This is a genomic window from Pseudomonas sp. FP603 (genome assembly GCF_030687415.1).
GTDB classification, from domain to species: domain Bacteria; phylum Pseudomonadota; class Gammaproteobacteria; order Pseudomonadales; family Pseudomonadaceae; genus Aquipseudomonas; species Aquipseudomonas wuhanensis.
Genome location: NZ_CP117431.1, coordinates 2246577 through 2260483, shown reverse-complemented (window position 1 = coordinate 2260483; position 13907 = coordinate 2246577). Strand labels below are relative to the sequence as shown.

At 61.6% G+C, this 13907-nt stretch carries 13 protein-coding genes; 8 read left to right on the top strand and 5 right to left on the bottom strand.

All coding sequences use genetic code 11. The annotated features are described in order from the left end of the window. The first annotated feature begins 1 nt into the window (after window position 1). The 7 genes from PSH65_RS10475 (at window position 2) to PSH65_RS10445 (ending at window position 7116) form a co-directional block, all read left to right on the top strand. Window positions 2-541 (top strand): FixH family protein, encoded by a 540-nt coding sequence (locus PSH65_RS10475; RefSeq protein WP_123360013.1) that lies wholly within the window; start codon window positions 2-4, stop codon window positions 539-541. Between the two features lie 135 nt (window positions 542-676). After that, window positions 677-3127 (top strand): heavy metal translocating P-type ATPase, encoded by a 2451-nt coding sequence (locus PSH65_RS10470; RefSeq protein WP_305426151.1) that lies wholly within the window; start codon window positions 677-679, stop codon window positions 3125-3127. Between the two features lie 22 nt (window positions 3128-3149). Beyond that, window positions 3150-3368, top strand: a complete 219-nt coding sequence (gene ccoS / locus PSH65_RS10465) for a cbb3-type cytochrome oxidase assembly protein CcoS (protein ID WP_102616084.1) — start codon at window positions 3150-3152, stop codon at window positions 3366-3368. Next, on the top strand, window positions 3361-4044 hold the full coding sequence (locus PSH65_RS10460; RefSeq protein WP_305426150.1) for a sulfite exporter TauE/SafE family protein: 684 nt from the start codon (window positions 3361-3363) through the stop codon (window positions 4042-4044). Before ccoS ends, PSH65_RS10460 begins: the two co-directional genes overlap by 8 nt. A 198-nt stretch (window positions 4045-4242) precedes the next feature. Then, window positions 4243-5625 (top strand): oxygen-independent coproporphyrinogen III oxidase, encoded by a 1383-nt coding sequence (gene hemN / locus PSH65_RS10455; protein ID WP_305426149.1) that lies wholly within the window; start codon window positions 4243-4245, stop codon window positions 5623-5625. A gap of 128 nt (window positions 5626-5753) precedes the next feature. After that, window positions 5754-6488 (top strand): fumarate/nitrate reduction transcriptional regulator Fnr, encoded by a 735-nt coding sequence (fnr, locus tag PSH65_RS10450; protein WP_305426148.1) that lies wholly within the window; start codon window positions 5754-5756, stop codon window positions 6486-6488. A 79-nt stretch (window positions 6489-6567) separates the two neighbouring features. After that, window positions 6568-7116, top strand: a complete 549-nt coding sequence (locus tag PSH65_RS10445; protein ID WP_305426147.1) for an adenine phosphoribosyltransferase — start codon at window positions 6568-6570, stop codon at window positions 7114-7116. Between the two features lie 136 nt (window positions 7117-7252). Here the strand turns inward: PSH65_RS10445 and PSH65_RS10440 are convergent, their stop codons facing one another. The 5 genes from PSH65_RS10440 to dnaX all read right to left on the bottom strand — a co-directional run bounded on the left by PSH65_RS10440 (window position 7253) and on the right by dnaX (window position 12998). Then, the gene (locus PSH65_RS10440; RefSeq protein ID WP_305426146.1) at window positions 7253-8401 is read right to left on the bottom strand and encodes an acyl-CoA dehydrogenase family protein; all 1149 of its coding nucleotides are present in this window, start codon (window positions 8399-8401) and stop codon (window positions 7253-7255) included. Between the two features lie 113 nt (window positions 8402-8514). Beyond that, window positions 8515-9117, bottom strand: coding sequence for a recombination mediator RecR (gene recR / locus PSH65_RS10435; protein WP_305426145.1), 603 nt, complete (start codon window positions 9115-9117; stop codon window positions 8515-8517). 74 nt (window positions 9118-9191) lie between these two features. Beyond that, the gene (locus PSH65_RS10430; RefSeq protein WP_305426144.1) at window positions 9192-10229 is read right to left on the bottom strand and encodes an NADP-dependent oxidoreductase; all 1038 of its coding nucleotides are present in this window, start codon (window positions 10227-10229) and stop codon (window positions 9192-9194) included. A 263-nt stretch (window positions 10230-10492) separates the two neighbouring features. Continuing rightward, window positions 10493-10831: a YbaB/EbfC family nucleoid-associated protein gene (locus tag PSH65_RS10425; protein ID WP_007905413.1), complete on the bottom strand. Its 339-nt coding sequence runs from the start codon at window positions 10829-10831 to the stop codon at window positions 10493-10495. A 67-nt stretch (window positions 10832-10898) separates the two neighbouring features. Next, window positions 10899-12998, bottom strand: a complete 2100-nt coding sequence (dnaX, locus tag PSH65_RS10420) for a DNA polymerase III subunit gamma/tau (protein ID WP_305426143.1) — start codon at window positions 12996-12998, stop codon at window positions 10899-10901. Window positions 12999-13142: 144 nt separating this feature from the next. Between dnaX and PSH65_RS10415 the strand changes: the two genes are divergently transcribed. Beyond that, entirely contained in the window at window positions 13143-13892 is a 750-nt protein-coding gene (locus tag PSH65_RS10415; RefSeq protein WP_305426142.1) for an ABC transporter substrate-binding protein, read from the top strand. The last annotated feature ends 15 nt before the right edge of the window (window positions 13893-13907 follow it).

Below are 13907 nucleotides of genomic sequence, written 5' to 3'. Positions count from 1 at the left end.
CATGCCCGCAGCAACTGCCGCAAGTCCCTGGTACAAGCACCTTTGGCCGTGGATCATCATCGCCATCCTGGCCTGCTCGGTGACCTTGACCCTGTCGATGGTGACCATCGCGGTGAACAACCCGGACAACCTGGTCAACGACAACTATTACGAGGCCGGCAAGGGCATCAACCGTTCTCTGGATCGCGAACTGCTGGCCCAGACCCTGCAACTGCGTGCCAGCGTGCACCTGGATGACGTGACCGGCGAAGTTGACCTGCGCCTGAGCGGCAACAGCCAGCCGAAAACCCTTGAACTGAACCTGATTTCGCCGACCCAGCCGGAGAAGGATCGCAAGATCACCCTGGCCCGCAGCGAAACTGAACAGGGCCGCTATATCGGCCAGTTGAGCGACAAGATTGAAGGTCGCCGTTTCGTTGAGTTGCTGGGTGTTCAGGATGACAAAATCTGGCGCATGTTCGAAGAAGAACAGGTCAGCCATGCCAAGGATCTGTTGCTCGGTGATGAGCCCCTGCAGGGCGCGGAAGACCTGAAGAAGTAAGCCTTACCCTGATCGTTCCCACGCTCTGCGTGGGAACGCAGCCAGGGACGCTCCGCGTCCCAGCCGAAGCGGACGCGGAGCGTCCGGGGAGGCATTCCCACGCAGAGCGTGGGAACGATCATCGGACTACGCCTCATGACCACTCCAACCCCCTGCTACCACTGCGCCCTGCCCGTCCCGGCCGGTAGCCGCTTTACCGCCGCCGTCCTCGGGGATACCCGCGAGTTCTGCTGCCCGGGTTGCCAGGCGGTTGCAGAAGCCATCGTGGCCGGTGGGCTGGAAAGTTATTACCAGCATCGCAGCGAAGCCTCGGCCAACCCCGAAGCCTTGCCAGTGCAACTGGTGGACGAGTTGGCGCTGTATGATCGCGCCGATGTGCAGCAACCCTTTGTCCGCCACGAAGGCGAACTCGCCGAAACCACCCTGCTGATGGAAGGCATCAGTTGCGCCGCCTGCGGCTGGTTGATCGAGAAACACCTGCGCGCCTTGCCGGCGGTGGCCGAAGCACGCCTGAACCTGTCCAACCATCGCCTGCATGTGCGCTGGGCCGACGCGCAATTGCCCTTGAGCCAAGTGCTCAGCGAATTGCGCCACATCGGTTACGCCGCCCACCCTTATCAGGCCGACCGCGCCAGTGAACAACTGGCCAGCGAAAACCGCCTGGCCCTGCGTCAACTCGGGGTCGCCGGGCTGCTGTGGTTCCAGGCGATGATGGCAACGATGGCCACCTGGCCGGAATTCAACATCGACCTCAGCCCCGAGCTGCACACCATCCTGCGCTGGGTCGCGCTGTTTCTGACCACCCCGATCGTGTTTTACAGCTGCGCGCCGTTCTTCAAGGGCGCGATGCGCGATCTGCGCACCCGTCACCTGACCATGGACGTCTCGGTGTCGCTGGCGATTGGCAGTGCCTATCTCGCCGGGATCTGGACCTCGATCACCGGGGTCGGCGAGCTGTATTTCGATGCGGTGGGAATGTTTGCACTGTTCCTGCTGGCCGGGCGTTATCTGGAACGTCGTGCCCGGGAACGCACCGCCGCCGCGACCGCACAGCTGGTCAATCTGCTGCCCGCCTCCTGCCTGCGGCTGAGTGCTGACGGCCAGAGCGAGCGGATCCTGCTCAGCGAACTGCGCGTGGGCGATCAGGTGCTGGTGCACCCCGGCGCGATCCTGCCGGCCGACGGCAAGATCCTCGACGGCCAGTCGAGCATCGATGAATCCGTGCTTACCGGCGAATACCTGCCCCAACCACGAACCCCGGGCGACGCCGTCACCGCCGGCACCTTGAACGTCGAAGGCGCGCTGACCGTGGAAATCCTGGCGTTGGGCCAGGACACACGCCTGTCAGCCATCGTCCGCCTGCTGGATCGCGCCCAGGCCGAAAAGCCGCGACTGGCGGAAATCGCCGACCGCGCCGCGCAGTGGTTTTTACTGCTGACGCTTATCGCAGTGGCCGCCATCGGCCTGCTCTGGTGGGAGCTGGATTCTTCGCGAGCGTTCTGGATTGTCCTGGCGATGCTGGTTGCCACATGCCCGTGTGCCTTGTCGCTGGCCACGCCAACCGCCCTCACCGCCGCCACCGGCACGCTGCATAAGCTCGGTCTTTTGTTGACGCGCGGCCATGTGCTGGAAGGCCTGAACCAGATCGACACGGTGATTTTCGACAAGACCGGCACCCTCACCGAAGGTCGCCTGGCCTTGCGTTCGATCCGGCCGCTTGGGACCCTGACCAGCGATCAATGCCTGAGCCTCGCCGCCGCATTGGAAAACCGCTCCGAACACCCGATTGCCCGGGCTTTTGGTCGCGCGCCGCTGGCCGCCGAGGAAGTTCACAGTACACCGGGCCTGGGTCTTGAGGGGTTGGTCGGCGCACAACGCCTGCGCATTGGCCAACCGGGGTTTGTCTGCGAACTCAGCGGCGCTCAAGTGCCGATAATGCCCGATGAGCCCGGCCAATGGCTGCTGCTCGGCGACAGCCAAGGGCCGCTGACGTGGTTCGTGCTCGACGACCGTTTGCGCGCCGACGCGCCCGCCCTGCTTGCAGCATGCAAAGCTCGCGGCTGGCGCACGTTGCTGCTGTCCGGCGACAGCTCACCGATGGTTGCCAGCGTCGCTGCCGAATTGGGCATCGACGAGGCCCGTGGCGGTTTGCGTCCGGACGATAAATTGCAGGTCCTGCAACAGCTGCACAGGGAAGGCCGCAAGGTGTTGATGCTCGGTGACGGGGTCAACGATGTGCCGGTGCTGGCCGCCGCCGACATCAGCGTGGCGATGGGTTCGGCCACCGATCTGGCGAAAACCAGTGCCGACGCGGTGTTGCTGTCGAACCGCCTCGATGCGCTGGTGCAAGCCTTCAGTCTGGCCCGGCGCACCCGTCGGGTCATCATCGAGAACTTGCTGTGGGCAGCGCTGTACAATGGCCTCATGCTGCCGTTCGCTGCCCTCGGCTGGATCACTCCGGTATGGGCCGCGGTCGGCATGTCGATCAGTTCGTTGACCGTGGTGCTGAATGCCCTGCGCCTGACTCGCCTGCCGAGCGCGCCGGCTGCTCGCACCACGCCAGAAACCCGCCCGCTGCCGGCCTGAGCCGCGCGGGCATGGAGTCCAGATGCCAGCTCTCTACGTGATGATCCCGGCCGCGCTGCTGATCGTGGCCATCGCTATCTATATCTTCTTCTGGGCGGTCGACAGCGGTCAGTACGACGACCTCGACGGCCCGGCCCACAGCATCCTGTTCGACGATCAGGACCCGAACCACAAGGCAGCGGTCGACGAGGCCAGCGGCCAGCCGGCCAAACCGGACGACAAGGCGCCGCCCCATGCTTGAGTTGGCGCCACTGCTGGTGTCTGCGCTGATCCTCGGCCTGCTCGGTGGCGGGCATTGCCTGGGCATGTGCGGCGGATTGATGGGCGCGCTGACCCTGGCGATCCCCAAGGAACAACGCAGCCGACGCTTTCGATTGTTGCTGGCTTACAACCTGGGGCGAATTCTCAGCTACGCCGCTGCCGGCCTGCTGATCGGCCTGGCCGGCTGGGCCGTGGCCAATAGTCCGGCGGCAATGTTCATGCGCATCCTCGCCGGATTGCTGTTGATCGCCATGGGCCTGTACCTGGCCGGCTGGTGGAGCGGCCTGACCCGCATCGAAAGCCTCGGTCGCGGCCTGTGGCGGCATATCCAGCCGGTGGCCAACAAACTGTTGCCGGTGTCGAACCTGCCCCGTGCCCTGCTGCTGGGCGCACTGTGGGGCTGGCTGCCGTGTGGGCTGGTTTACAGCACATTGCTGTGGTCGGCGAGCCAGGGCAATGCCCTGGACAGTGCGTTGCTGATGCTGGCATTCGGGCTGGGCACCTGGCCGGTGCTGCTCGCCACAGGGCTGGCGGCCGAGCGCGTCACGGCGCTGTTGCGCAAACGCAGCGTGCGTATGACCGGCGGTTTGCTGGTGATAGTGTTCGGCATCTGGACCTTGCCGGGGCCGCATCAGCATTGGCTCATGGGGCATTAGATCGGCGGTGCGCGAGCAAGCCCGCTCCCACAGGGGGGTTGCGGCGTACACAAATCCAATGTGGGCGGGCTTGCTCGCGAAGGCGGCCTACCTGCAACACAACTCCCGACCGAATGACCCTTGATGCAAATCAAGATGCCCCACCGCACTTCCCCCTAGACTCGCCCACACTGCCAGCCTATCCGGGGGAATGCCCGCATGCTCGACGCCATTCGTTGGGACACAGATCTGATCCGCCGTTATGACCTGGCGGGACCGCGCTACACCTCGTACCCGACCGCCGTGCAATTCGACAGCCAGGTCGGCACCTTCGACCTGTTTCATGCCCTTCGCGACAGCCGCAAGGCCCTGCGGCCGCTGTCGCTGTATGTGCACGTGCCGTTCTGCGCGAACATTTGCTACTACTGCGCCTGCAACAAAGTCATCACCAAGGACCGCGGCCGCGCCCTGCCCTATTTGCAGCGCCTGGAACAGGAAATCCAGTTGATTGCCTGCCACCTCGACCCCTCGCAGAAAGTCGAGCAACTGCATTTCGGCGGCGGCACGCCGACCTTTCTCAGCCACGACGAACTGCGCCAGTTGATGGCTCAACTGCGCAAGCATTTCAATTTGCTGGACGACGATTCCGGCGACTACGGCATCGAGATCGACCCTCGCGAGGCCGACTGGTCGACCATGGGTCTGCTCCGGGAACTGGGCTTCAACCGGGTCAGCATCGGCCTGCAAGACCTCGACCCGGCGGTGCAACGGGCGGTCAATCGTCTGCAAAGCCTGGAAGAAACCCGAGCGGTGATCGACGCCGCCCGAACCCTGCAATTTCGCTCGATCAACATCGATCTGATCTACGGCCTGCCGAAGCAGACGCCCGAGAACTTCGCCCGCACCATCGACGAAGTCATCAGCCTGCAACCGGACCGACTCTCGGTGTTCAACTACGCCCATCTGCCGGAGCGCTTCATGCCGCAACGGCGGATCAACGACCAGGATCTACCGGCACCGGCACAGAAGCTGGAAATGCTCCAGCGCACCATCGAACAACTGACGGCCGCCGGTTACCGCTACATCGGCATGGACCATTTCGCCCTGCCCGATGATGAATTGGCGATTGCTCAGGAAGAATCGACCCTGCAACGTAACTTCCAGGGCTATACCACCCACGGTCATTGCGATTTGATCGGCCTGGGGGTATCGGCCATCAGCCAGATCGGCGATTTGTACTGCCAGAACAGCAGCGACCTGAATCAGTACCAGAATGCGTTGGCCAGCGCACAGCTGGCCACCAGTCGTGGTCTGCTGTGCAACACCGATGACCACCTGCGACGTGCGGTCATCCAGCAACTGATCTGCCATTTCAACCTGGAATTCGCCCAGATCGAACAAGCCTTCAACATCGACTTTCAGGGTTACTTCGGCGAACTCTGGCCACAGTTGCAGGGAATGGCCGACGACGGACTGATCGAACTGGATAACGAACGGATTACCGTACTGCCTGCCGGACGATTGCTGGTGCGTTCGGTGTGCATGGTGTTCGACGCGCACCTGGAACAACAAAATCGCCAGCGGTTTTCACGGGTTATCTAGCCATCAGCTCATGGCCAGCCTGCGAAACGCTGATTTTACGACCCTGCGACAAAATCGCCGCGTGCCTGAATGTCCTCCGGTGGGTTACCCTTACGTCTTATGTGTGTTTTCCCACAAGGATTGAAGAAATGTCCGAGCCAGTAAAGTTGCGCGCTCATAGCCAGGCCCATTGCAAGGATTGCAGCCTGGCCCCTCTCTGCCTGCCACTTTCTCTGAATCTGGAAGACATGGATGCGCTGGACGATATCGTCAAACGTGGTCGCCCGCTGAAAAAAGGCGAGTTCCTGTTTCGCCAGGGCGACACGTTCGATTCCGTTTATGCAGTACGCTCCGGCGCCCTGAAGACTTTCAGCCTGAGCGATGCTGGTGAAGAGCAGCTCACTGGCTTCCATTTGCCGAGTGAACTGGTCGGCCTGTCGGGCATGGACACTGAAAAGCACCCGGTCTCGGCGCAAGCCCTGGAAACCACCTCGGTGTGCGAAATTCCTTTCGATCGCCTCGACGAACTGGCCCTGCAACTGCCACAACTGCGTCGTCAGTTGATGCGGGTGATGAGCCGCGAGATTCGCGACGATCAGCAAATGATGTTGCTGCTGTCGAAGAAAACCGCCGACGAGCGCATCGCCACTTTCCTGGTCAACCTGTCGGCACGTTTCCGCGCCCGGGGCTTCTCGGCCAACCAGTTCCGGTTGAGCATGTCGCGCAACGAAATCGGCAATTACCTGGGCCTGGCAGTGGAAACCGTGTCCCGGGTGTTCACCCGCTTCCAGCAAAACGAACTGATTGCCGCCGAGGGCAAGGAAATCCACATCCTTGATCCGATCCAGCTCTGCGCCCTGGCCGGCGGTTCGCTCGAAGGCTGATAGCAACGATTGCGGCTGAGCGAAACGGTTCAGCCGCCGTTATACTGCGACGTTTGCAGCCCGCCAGGACACTTCGACGATGGTCTTCGACTCCTTCGACATCAAATCCTTGATCCGCCCCGTGATCGACTTCCCCAAGCCGGGCGTGATCTTTCGCGATATCACCCCGTTGTTCCAATCTCCTACTGCCCTGCGCCTGGTGATGGACAGCTTTGCCCATCGTTACGTCGAAGCCGACTTCACCCACATCGGCGCCATGGATGCCCGTGGCTTCCTGATCGGTTCAATCCTGGCCTATCAGTTGAACAAACCGCTGGTGCTGTTCCGCAAACAGGGCAAATTACCGGCCGACGTGCTGGCCGAGGGTTATCAGACCGAGTACGGCGAAGCCTTTCTCGAAGTCCATGCCGACAGCCTGTGTGAGGGTGATGCGGTGGTGATGTTCGATGACCTGATCGCCACTGGCGGCACGCTGATCGCGGCGGGGAACCTGATTCGGCGCATGGGCGCGCGGGTGCATGAAGCGGCGGCGATTATTGATTTGCCGGAGCTGGGTGGTTCGCAGCGGTTGGAGGATATGGGGATTCCTACTTTCTGCCTGACGCAGTTTGCCCTTACGGATAAATAAGCCGCGTCTGTACTGACGCCATCGCGGGCAAGCCCGCTCCCACAGTGATTTTTGTCGTATGCAAAATTTGCATTTAACGACAATCCCATGGGAGCGGGCTTGCCCGCGATGGCGTCAGCCGCAACACCGCAAAAACTCAAAGCCCCATTTGCTTACTGATGATCTCGTTCATCACTTCCCGCGTCCCCCCACCGATCGACAGAATCCGGTTATCCCGATACAGCCGTTCCACCAGACTCTCGCGCATGTAACCCAAACCACCCAGAATCTGCACCGCATCGCTGGTAATGCGGTCCGCCGTGTCGGTAGCAAAATTCTTGGCCATGGAAATCTCCTTGATCACACTCTGCCCCGCGGCCATTTTCGCCGCCTGGCGGTAGGTGAACTCCCGTGACACCTCCAGCGCCGTGGCCATTTCCGCGAGACGGTGCTTGAGCACCTGGAATTTGCCGATGGGTTTGCCAAAGGCTTCACGCTGACGAGCCCAATTCAGGCTCTCCTCCAGCGCCAACTGCGCGGTCATGTTGGCCATCAGCGCCAAGGCCAGACGCTCGCTCTGGAAGTTGCCCATGATGCAGGCGAAGCCCATGTTCTCGGCCCCGATCAAATGGTTCACCGGCACCCGGCAATCATCGAAAAACAGCTCGGCGGTGTCCGACGCCCACCAGCCCATTTTCTTCAACTGACGACCGACGGTGAACCCGGGCGTGCCCTTCTCGATCAGCAACAAACTGATGCCGCCAAAACCCGGCTCGCCGGTGCGCACCGCGACGGTGTAGAAATCCGCACGAACGCCGCTGGTGATGAAGGTTTTGCTGCCGCTGACCCGGTAAGAGTCGCCGTCACGTACGGCGCGGGTTTGCAGGTTGGCGACGTCGGAGCCGCCGCTGGGCTCGGTGACGGCCAGGGCACTGATCTTCTCGCCTGCCAGCACCTGAGGCACAACGCGATCGCGGACTTCGGGCCTGGCCCATTTGAGGATCGGCGGCAAACCAATGTCCAGCGAGCCCAGCCCCGCGACCAGACCACCGGAACCACAGCGCATCAGCTCTTCACTGGCGGCGATCTTGGCGAACACATCGCCTTCGTGACTGCCGCCCAAGGCTTCGGGATAACCAATGCCCAGAATCCCCGCCGCGCCGGCCTTGAGGTAGAGCTCACGGGGGAAGCTTTCGGCTTCTTCCCACTGATCGATGCCCGGAAGAATCTCGCGCTCGACGAAACGTCTGACACTATCGCGGACCAATTGGTGGCTGGGGTCGAAGTATTCCTGAAAGGCAGGCATCGGCGAGCTCCACTGAAGGTTCAGTGAAGTTAACCGAGCGCTTGCTTGGTTTTCAATAGAGTTGTGTGAATCAGATTGACCGAGGCTTGCCCGCGAAGAGGCCTGTTCAGACACTACAAGGCAATCGGCTTACGCCCGGCAAACGAATGCGCCAATGTCCCGCCGTCCACCAGTTCCAGCTCACCGCCCAACGGCACGCCATGAGCGATGCGTGATGCGATCAAGCCTTTGTTGCTGAGCAACTGGGCGATGTAATGCGCCGTGGCCTCGCCTTCCACCGTCGGGTTAGTGGCGAGGATGACTTCGGTGAACGTGCCCGCCTCTTCGATCCGCGCCATCAATTGGGGAATACCGATGGCGTCCGGCCCCAACCCGTCGAGGGGCGACAGATGGCCTTTGAGCACGAAGTAGCGACCGCGGAAACCGGTCTGCTCCACCGCGTAAACATCCATCGGACCTTCCACCACACACAGCAAAGTGTCGTCTCGGCGCGGGTCAGCGCATTGCGGGCACAGATCGTCTTCGGTCAGCGTGCGGCACAAGCGGCAGTGGCCCACCCCTTCCATGGCCTGGCTCAGCGCCTGGGCCAATCGCGAACCGCCGCTGCGATCACGCTCAAGCAGTTGCAACGCCATGCGCTGGGCAGTTTTCTGACCCACACCCGGTAAAATTCGCAGGGCATCGATCAGTTGGCGAATCAAAGGGCTGAAGCTCATGGAGAAAAGTCCGACATAACAACGAGACGCGGTTTATACCCGCGCCTCTGTTTAGCGTCAAATAGCACCGTCAATTATTCAGTCCGCGCAACCCGCACTACCAGTTTGCCAAAGTTGCGCCCCTCCAGCAGACCGATGAAGGCCTGAGGCGCGTTCTCCAGGCCGTCGACCACGTCCTCACGGAATTTCACCTTGCCGTCACGCACCCACGGCGCCATGGCACTGATGAATTCTGGCTGACGGTCGCCGTAGTCGTCGAACACAATGAAGCCCTGAATCCGCACCCGCTTGGTCAGCAGCGTGCGCTGCAATTGTGGCAAACGATCTGGCCCGCTCGGCGCTTCATGGGCGTTGTAGGACGCAATCAGACCGCAAAGAGGAATCCGCGCCTTGGGGTTGAGCAGCGGCAGCACCGCATCGAACACCTTGCCACCGACGTTTTCAAAGTAGATATCGACGCCTTTGAAGCAGGCCAACGCCAACTCCTCGGCGAAGTCCGGGCGCTTGTGGTCGATGCAGGCATCGAAGCCCAGCTCCTCAACCACATAGCGGCATTTTTCCGCGCCACCGGCCACACCGACCACTCGCAAGCCCTTGATCTTCGCCACTTGGCCGACCACCGAACCCACCGCGCCGGACGCAGCCGCTACCACCAGGGTTTCGCCTTCCTTGGGCTGCCCGATGTCCATCAACCCCATGTAGGCGGTCATGCCGGGCATGCCCAGTACACCCAGGGCCATCGACGGACTTTGTAGCCCGGACGGGATCGGAATGATGTTGCGCCCGTCACTGATGCTGTGGCTTTGCCATCCCGTAACGCCGACCACCAGATCACCCTCATGGAATTTCGGATGCAGCGAACGTTCGACACGACTGACAGCCCCACCGGTCATCACCTCGTCGATTTCTACCGGTGCAGCGTAGGACGGCGCGTCACTCATACGACCGCGCATGTAGGGATCCAGCGACAGATAAAGCGTCTTGAGCAGTATCTGATCGTCGGCCAGGTCTGGCAGCGCTACCCGCTCCAGGCGGAAATTCTCCGGTGTCGGCGCGCCCACCGGGCGAGACACCAGGACGATACGCTGGTTGAGGGTCAATGCTTGTGGCATGTGAGCGTCTCCTTGATCGATGAATTTCGGCGGTATAGGGAGCAGACCTTTGTGGCGCTGCCGGGTTCGAAGTTTCGTCAGTTGTACCGAGGTGACTTCATCGCGGGCAAGCCACGCTCCCACAGGATTCAGGTGATCCCTGTGGGAGCGGGCTTGCCCGCGAAGGCTGCCTCACAGGCATCACACTTCCAACAGACAGAAACAAAAATGCCAGGCGCGATGCCTGGCATTTTTTTGTGACCCATCCGACGCGCGTTGGCGAATCAGAATGGCAGTTTCATACCCGGTGGCAATTGCATGCCAGCGGTCACGCCGGACATTTTGTCCTGGCTGTTGGCTTCGATCTTGCGCACGGCGTCGTTAACGGCTGCGGCGAATACCGCCTCCAGCATTTCCTTGTCATCTTCGCTCAGGCCTTCGACCAGGCTTGGGTCGATGGTCACGCGCTTGACGTCATGACGACCGGTCATCACCACGGTGACCATATCGCCGCCGGCTTTACCGGTGACTTCGGCGTTGGCCAGTTCTTCCTGCATCTTGGCCATTTTTTCCTGCATCTGCTGCGCCTGCTTCATCAGGCCGGCCATGCCACCTTTCATCATGGGAATCACCTCAAAAGTACTTGGATAAAAACAGCGCCCGGCGAGTGCAGCCAGGCGCCTTCAGTTATTAGTCCTGACTGACCAGGGCCTCGACAGGTTCAATAGTATCGTGACGGACCACCGCCCCGAACTGCTGCATCATTTGCTGGATGAACGGATCGCCGTGGATCGATTCCTCGGCCTCGCGCTGACGGTTGGCACGACGGCGGGATGCGGCCTGGGCCGGGGTTTCCTGCTCTGGCTTGATCAGCTCCATGCTCAGGGTCAGCGTGCGCCCGTGAAACTGGTTCAGCGCATCGTTGAGGCGACGTTGTTGCGTCGCGTTGAACAAGGCGCTGTGGGCCGGGTCCAGGTGTAACAGCCAGTTGTCGCCATCAACGGCGATCAGCGTGCAGTTGGCGGCGATGCTACCGGTCATGCCGGACACCGGCAGCTTCGGAAACAACTCCAGCCATTGCAGGGCCAGACCGGTGGCCGGCATCGCGGCCGGTTCAGGTTCGGGTTCCGGCGCAGGTTCGGCGGTGTGCTCGCTGGCCAGTTCGTCGAGATAGCTATAGGCCGAATCCATGTCCGGCTCGATGTAGTCCTCGTCCAGCGGCGGCTCGTCGTCCTGATCCATGCCTGGTGTGGCGGCATCGACTTGGGCCACGGACGGTTCCGGGATCGGCGCAGCGGCCCATTCCGGCGCGTTCGGCACCACGCTGTCCGGCGTCGGCATGGGCATCGGTGGCAATTCGGGCTGTTCGCCGGCTGTTTCCAGGACCGGCTCGATGGCGGGCTGCTGGACAACTTCGGGTTCTATCGGGTCGTTCCACGGCAGGTCGACGACTTCTTCGACCGCTACGGGTTCGACAACAGGCTCGGGCTCAGGCGCGACCACGGGCACAGGTACGGTCGCGACCGGTTCCGGCGCAGCTACCGGGACAGGGGCCGGCGCCACCACGGGCGCAACCGGAGCCGGTGTAACGGCCGTAGCGACTACCGGCGCAACCACTCGCGCGGCAGCCACTGAGTTTGCGGAATCAACTGTGGCCTGGCTGATTCCCACTGTCTTTAGCGGTTGCCTCGGCGCGTCCTCGGTGTCTGCCGGCCGGAACGCGAGCATTCGCAGCAGGACCATTTCGAAACCGCCGCGCGGGTCCGGCGCCAGCGGCAAGTCCCGGCGCCCGATCAGGCCCATCTGGTAATAGAACTGCACGTCTTCGGCCGGCAATGCCTGGGCCAATGCCAGCACCCGATCACGGTCGCCATGGCCGTTATCGACACCTTCGGGCAGGGCCTGAGCGATGGCCACACGGTGCAGCACATTGAGAATTTCCGAGAGCACGCCGTTCCAGTCCGGGCCTTGTTCGGCCAAGTGACGCACGGCTTCAAGCAACGCCTTGGCATCGCCTTCGATCAGCGCATGCAAAACGTCGTAGACCTGGCCATGATCGAGAGTACCCAGCATGGCCCGCACGTCGGCGGCCAATACCTTGCCTTCACCGAAAGCGATCGCCTGATCGGTCAGGCTCATGGCATCACGCATCGAACCGTCGGCGGCGCGACCCAGCAGCCACAGCGCGTCGTCTTCGAACGGCACGTTCTCGACGCTCAGCACGTGGGTCAAATGCTCGACCACCCGTTCCGGGGTCATGTTCTTCAGGGAGAACTGCAGGCAGCGCGAAAGAATCGTTGCAGGAAGTTTCTGCGGATCGGTGGTCGCCAGGATGAACTTGACGTAGGGCGGCGGCTCTTCAAGGGTTTTCAACAGCGCATTAAAGGAATGGCTGGAGAGCATGTGCACTTCGTCGATCAGGTAGACCTTGAAGCGCCCGCGGCTCGGTGCGTACTGCACGTTGTCGAGCAGCTCGCGGGTGTCTTCGACCTTGGTCCGGCTCGCGGCGTCGATCTCGATCAGGTCGACGAAGCGGCCCTCATCGATTTCGCGGCACACCGAACACTCGCCGCAGGGGGTAGAAGTGATACCTGTTTCACAGTTCAGGCATTTGGCGATGATCCGCGCGATGGTGGTCTTGCCGACCCCGCGGGTACCGGTAAAAAGGTACGCGTGGTGCAGCCGCTGGCTGTCCAAGGCATTGATCAGAGCCTTGAGCACATGGGTCTGGCCGACCATTTCGCCGAACGAGCGCGGACGCCATTTACGTGCAAGAACCTGATAACTCATCGAAAACCGTCGCAACGAAGGAACAGAAGCGGCTAATGCTAGCGGAGCAAGGCCAAAATTGCATCCGGCGCGCTCGTCTATTCTGGCTAAGCTGCACTTTAAGGGGCTTTTATTGGCTCAGGTTTGAGCCGTACCGGAGCGTTTATGCGTTTTGCCTTGGGGGCACTGCTGTTGGTCAGCCTGAGCGTCGCGGCCGCCGAGGTGCCGTTGCGCTTTGTCGTGTCCGACAGCTGGGCCATGCCCATGGTGCAAATGGAACGCGGCCGACCGACCCAGGGCATTCTGCACGACATCATGCTCAGCCTGGCGACACAAGTCGGCATGCCCGCGGAGTTTCATGTATTGCCTCGGGCGCGAGTGCAAAACGCCATGGACCACGGCGAAGTCGATATCCGCTGCCATGTCTCACAGTCCTGGCTACCGAACCTGCCCGGGGACTATATCTGGAGCGTACCGCTGGTGGTCCAGCGCGACTTGCTGATTGGCCGGCGCGATTCACCCACATCAGTCAACCTGGCGGACCTGCCGCGACAGTCGATCGGCACCGTGCGCGGCTATAGTTACCCGACCCTGCAACCACTGTTCGACGCCAACCGGCAGCATCGCGAAGACGCGCGCAATCAGGAACAGGTGCTGGATAAGCTCCTGGCTGGACGCTACCACTACGCCGTGAGCAACCAATGGACCCTGGACTGGTTCAACCAGCGCCTGCTGCCCGACCGACAACTGCAAAGCGTAGCGCTGGTACACGAACAAACCGTCGGTTGCTACATGCGCAACGACCCCAAGGTGCCTGTGCAACGCATTCTGGACACATTGCTGCAAATGAAAATGTCCGGGGAGATCGATGACATTATCCGGCTCTACACCGGCAACCCTGCTGCCAACCAGTAGCAGCTGCATGATGGC

What these genes read in the sequence shown, in the direction of transcription:
- PSH65_RS10475 (WP_123360013.1), top strand. Translation starts at nt 2, where the DNA reads ATGCCCGCAGCAACTGCCGCAAGTCCCTGGTACAAGCACCTTTGGCCG.
- PSH65_RS10470 (WP_305426151.1), top strand. Translation starts at nt 677, where the DNA reads ATGACCACTCCAACCCCCTGCTACCACTGCGCCCTGCCCGTCCCGGCC.
- ccoS (WP_102616084.1), top strand. Translation starts at nt 3,150, where the DNA reads ATGCCAGCTCTCTACGTGATGATCCCGGCCGCGCTGCTGATCGTGGCC.
- PSH65_RS10460 (WP_305426150.1), top strand. Translation starts at nt 3,361, where the DNA reads ATGCTTGAGTTGGCGCCACTGCTGGTGTCTGCGCTGATCCTCGGCCTG.
- hemN (WP_305426149.1), top strand. Translation starts at nt 4,243, where the DNA reads ATGCTCGACGCCATTCGTTGGGACACAGATCTGATCCGCCGTTATGAC.
- fnr (WP_305426148.1), top strand. Translation starts at nt 5,754, where the DNA reads ATGTCCGAGCCAGTAAAGTTGCGCGCTCATAGCCAGGCCCATTGCAAG.
- PSH65_RS10445 (WP_305426147.1), top strand. Translation starts at nt 6,568, where the DNA reads ATGGTCTTCGACTCCTTCGACATCAAATCCTTGATCCGCCCCGTGATC.
- PSH65_RS10440 (WP_305426146.1), bottom strand. Translation starts at nt 8,401, where the DNA reads ATGCCTGCCTTTCAGGAATACTTCGACCCCAGCCACCAATTGGTCCGC.
- recR (WP_305426145.1), bottom strand. Translation starts at nt 9,117, where the DNA reads ATGAGCTTCAGCCCTTTGATTCGCCAACTGATCGATGCCCTGCGAATT.
- PSH65_RS10430 (WP_305426144.1), bottom strand. Translation starts at nt 10,229, where the DNA reads ATGCCACAAGCATTGACCCTCAACCAGCGTATCGTCCTGGTGTCTCGC.
- PSH65_RS10425 (WP_007905413.1), bottom strand. Translation starts at nt 10,831, where the DNA reads ATGATGAAAGGTGGCATGGCCGGCCTGATGAAGCAGGCGCAGCAGATG.
- dnaX (WP_305426143.1), bottom strand. Translation starts at nt 12,998, where the DNA reads ATGAGTTATCAGGTTCTTGCACGTAAATGGCGTCCGCGCTCGTTCGGC.
- PSH65_RS10415 (WP_305426142.1), top strand. Translation starts at nt 13,143, where the DNA reads ATGCGTTTTGCCTTGGGGGCACTGCTGTTGGTCAGCCTGAGCGTCGCG.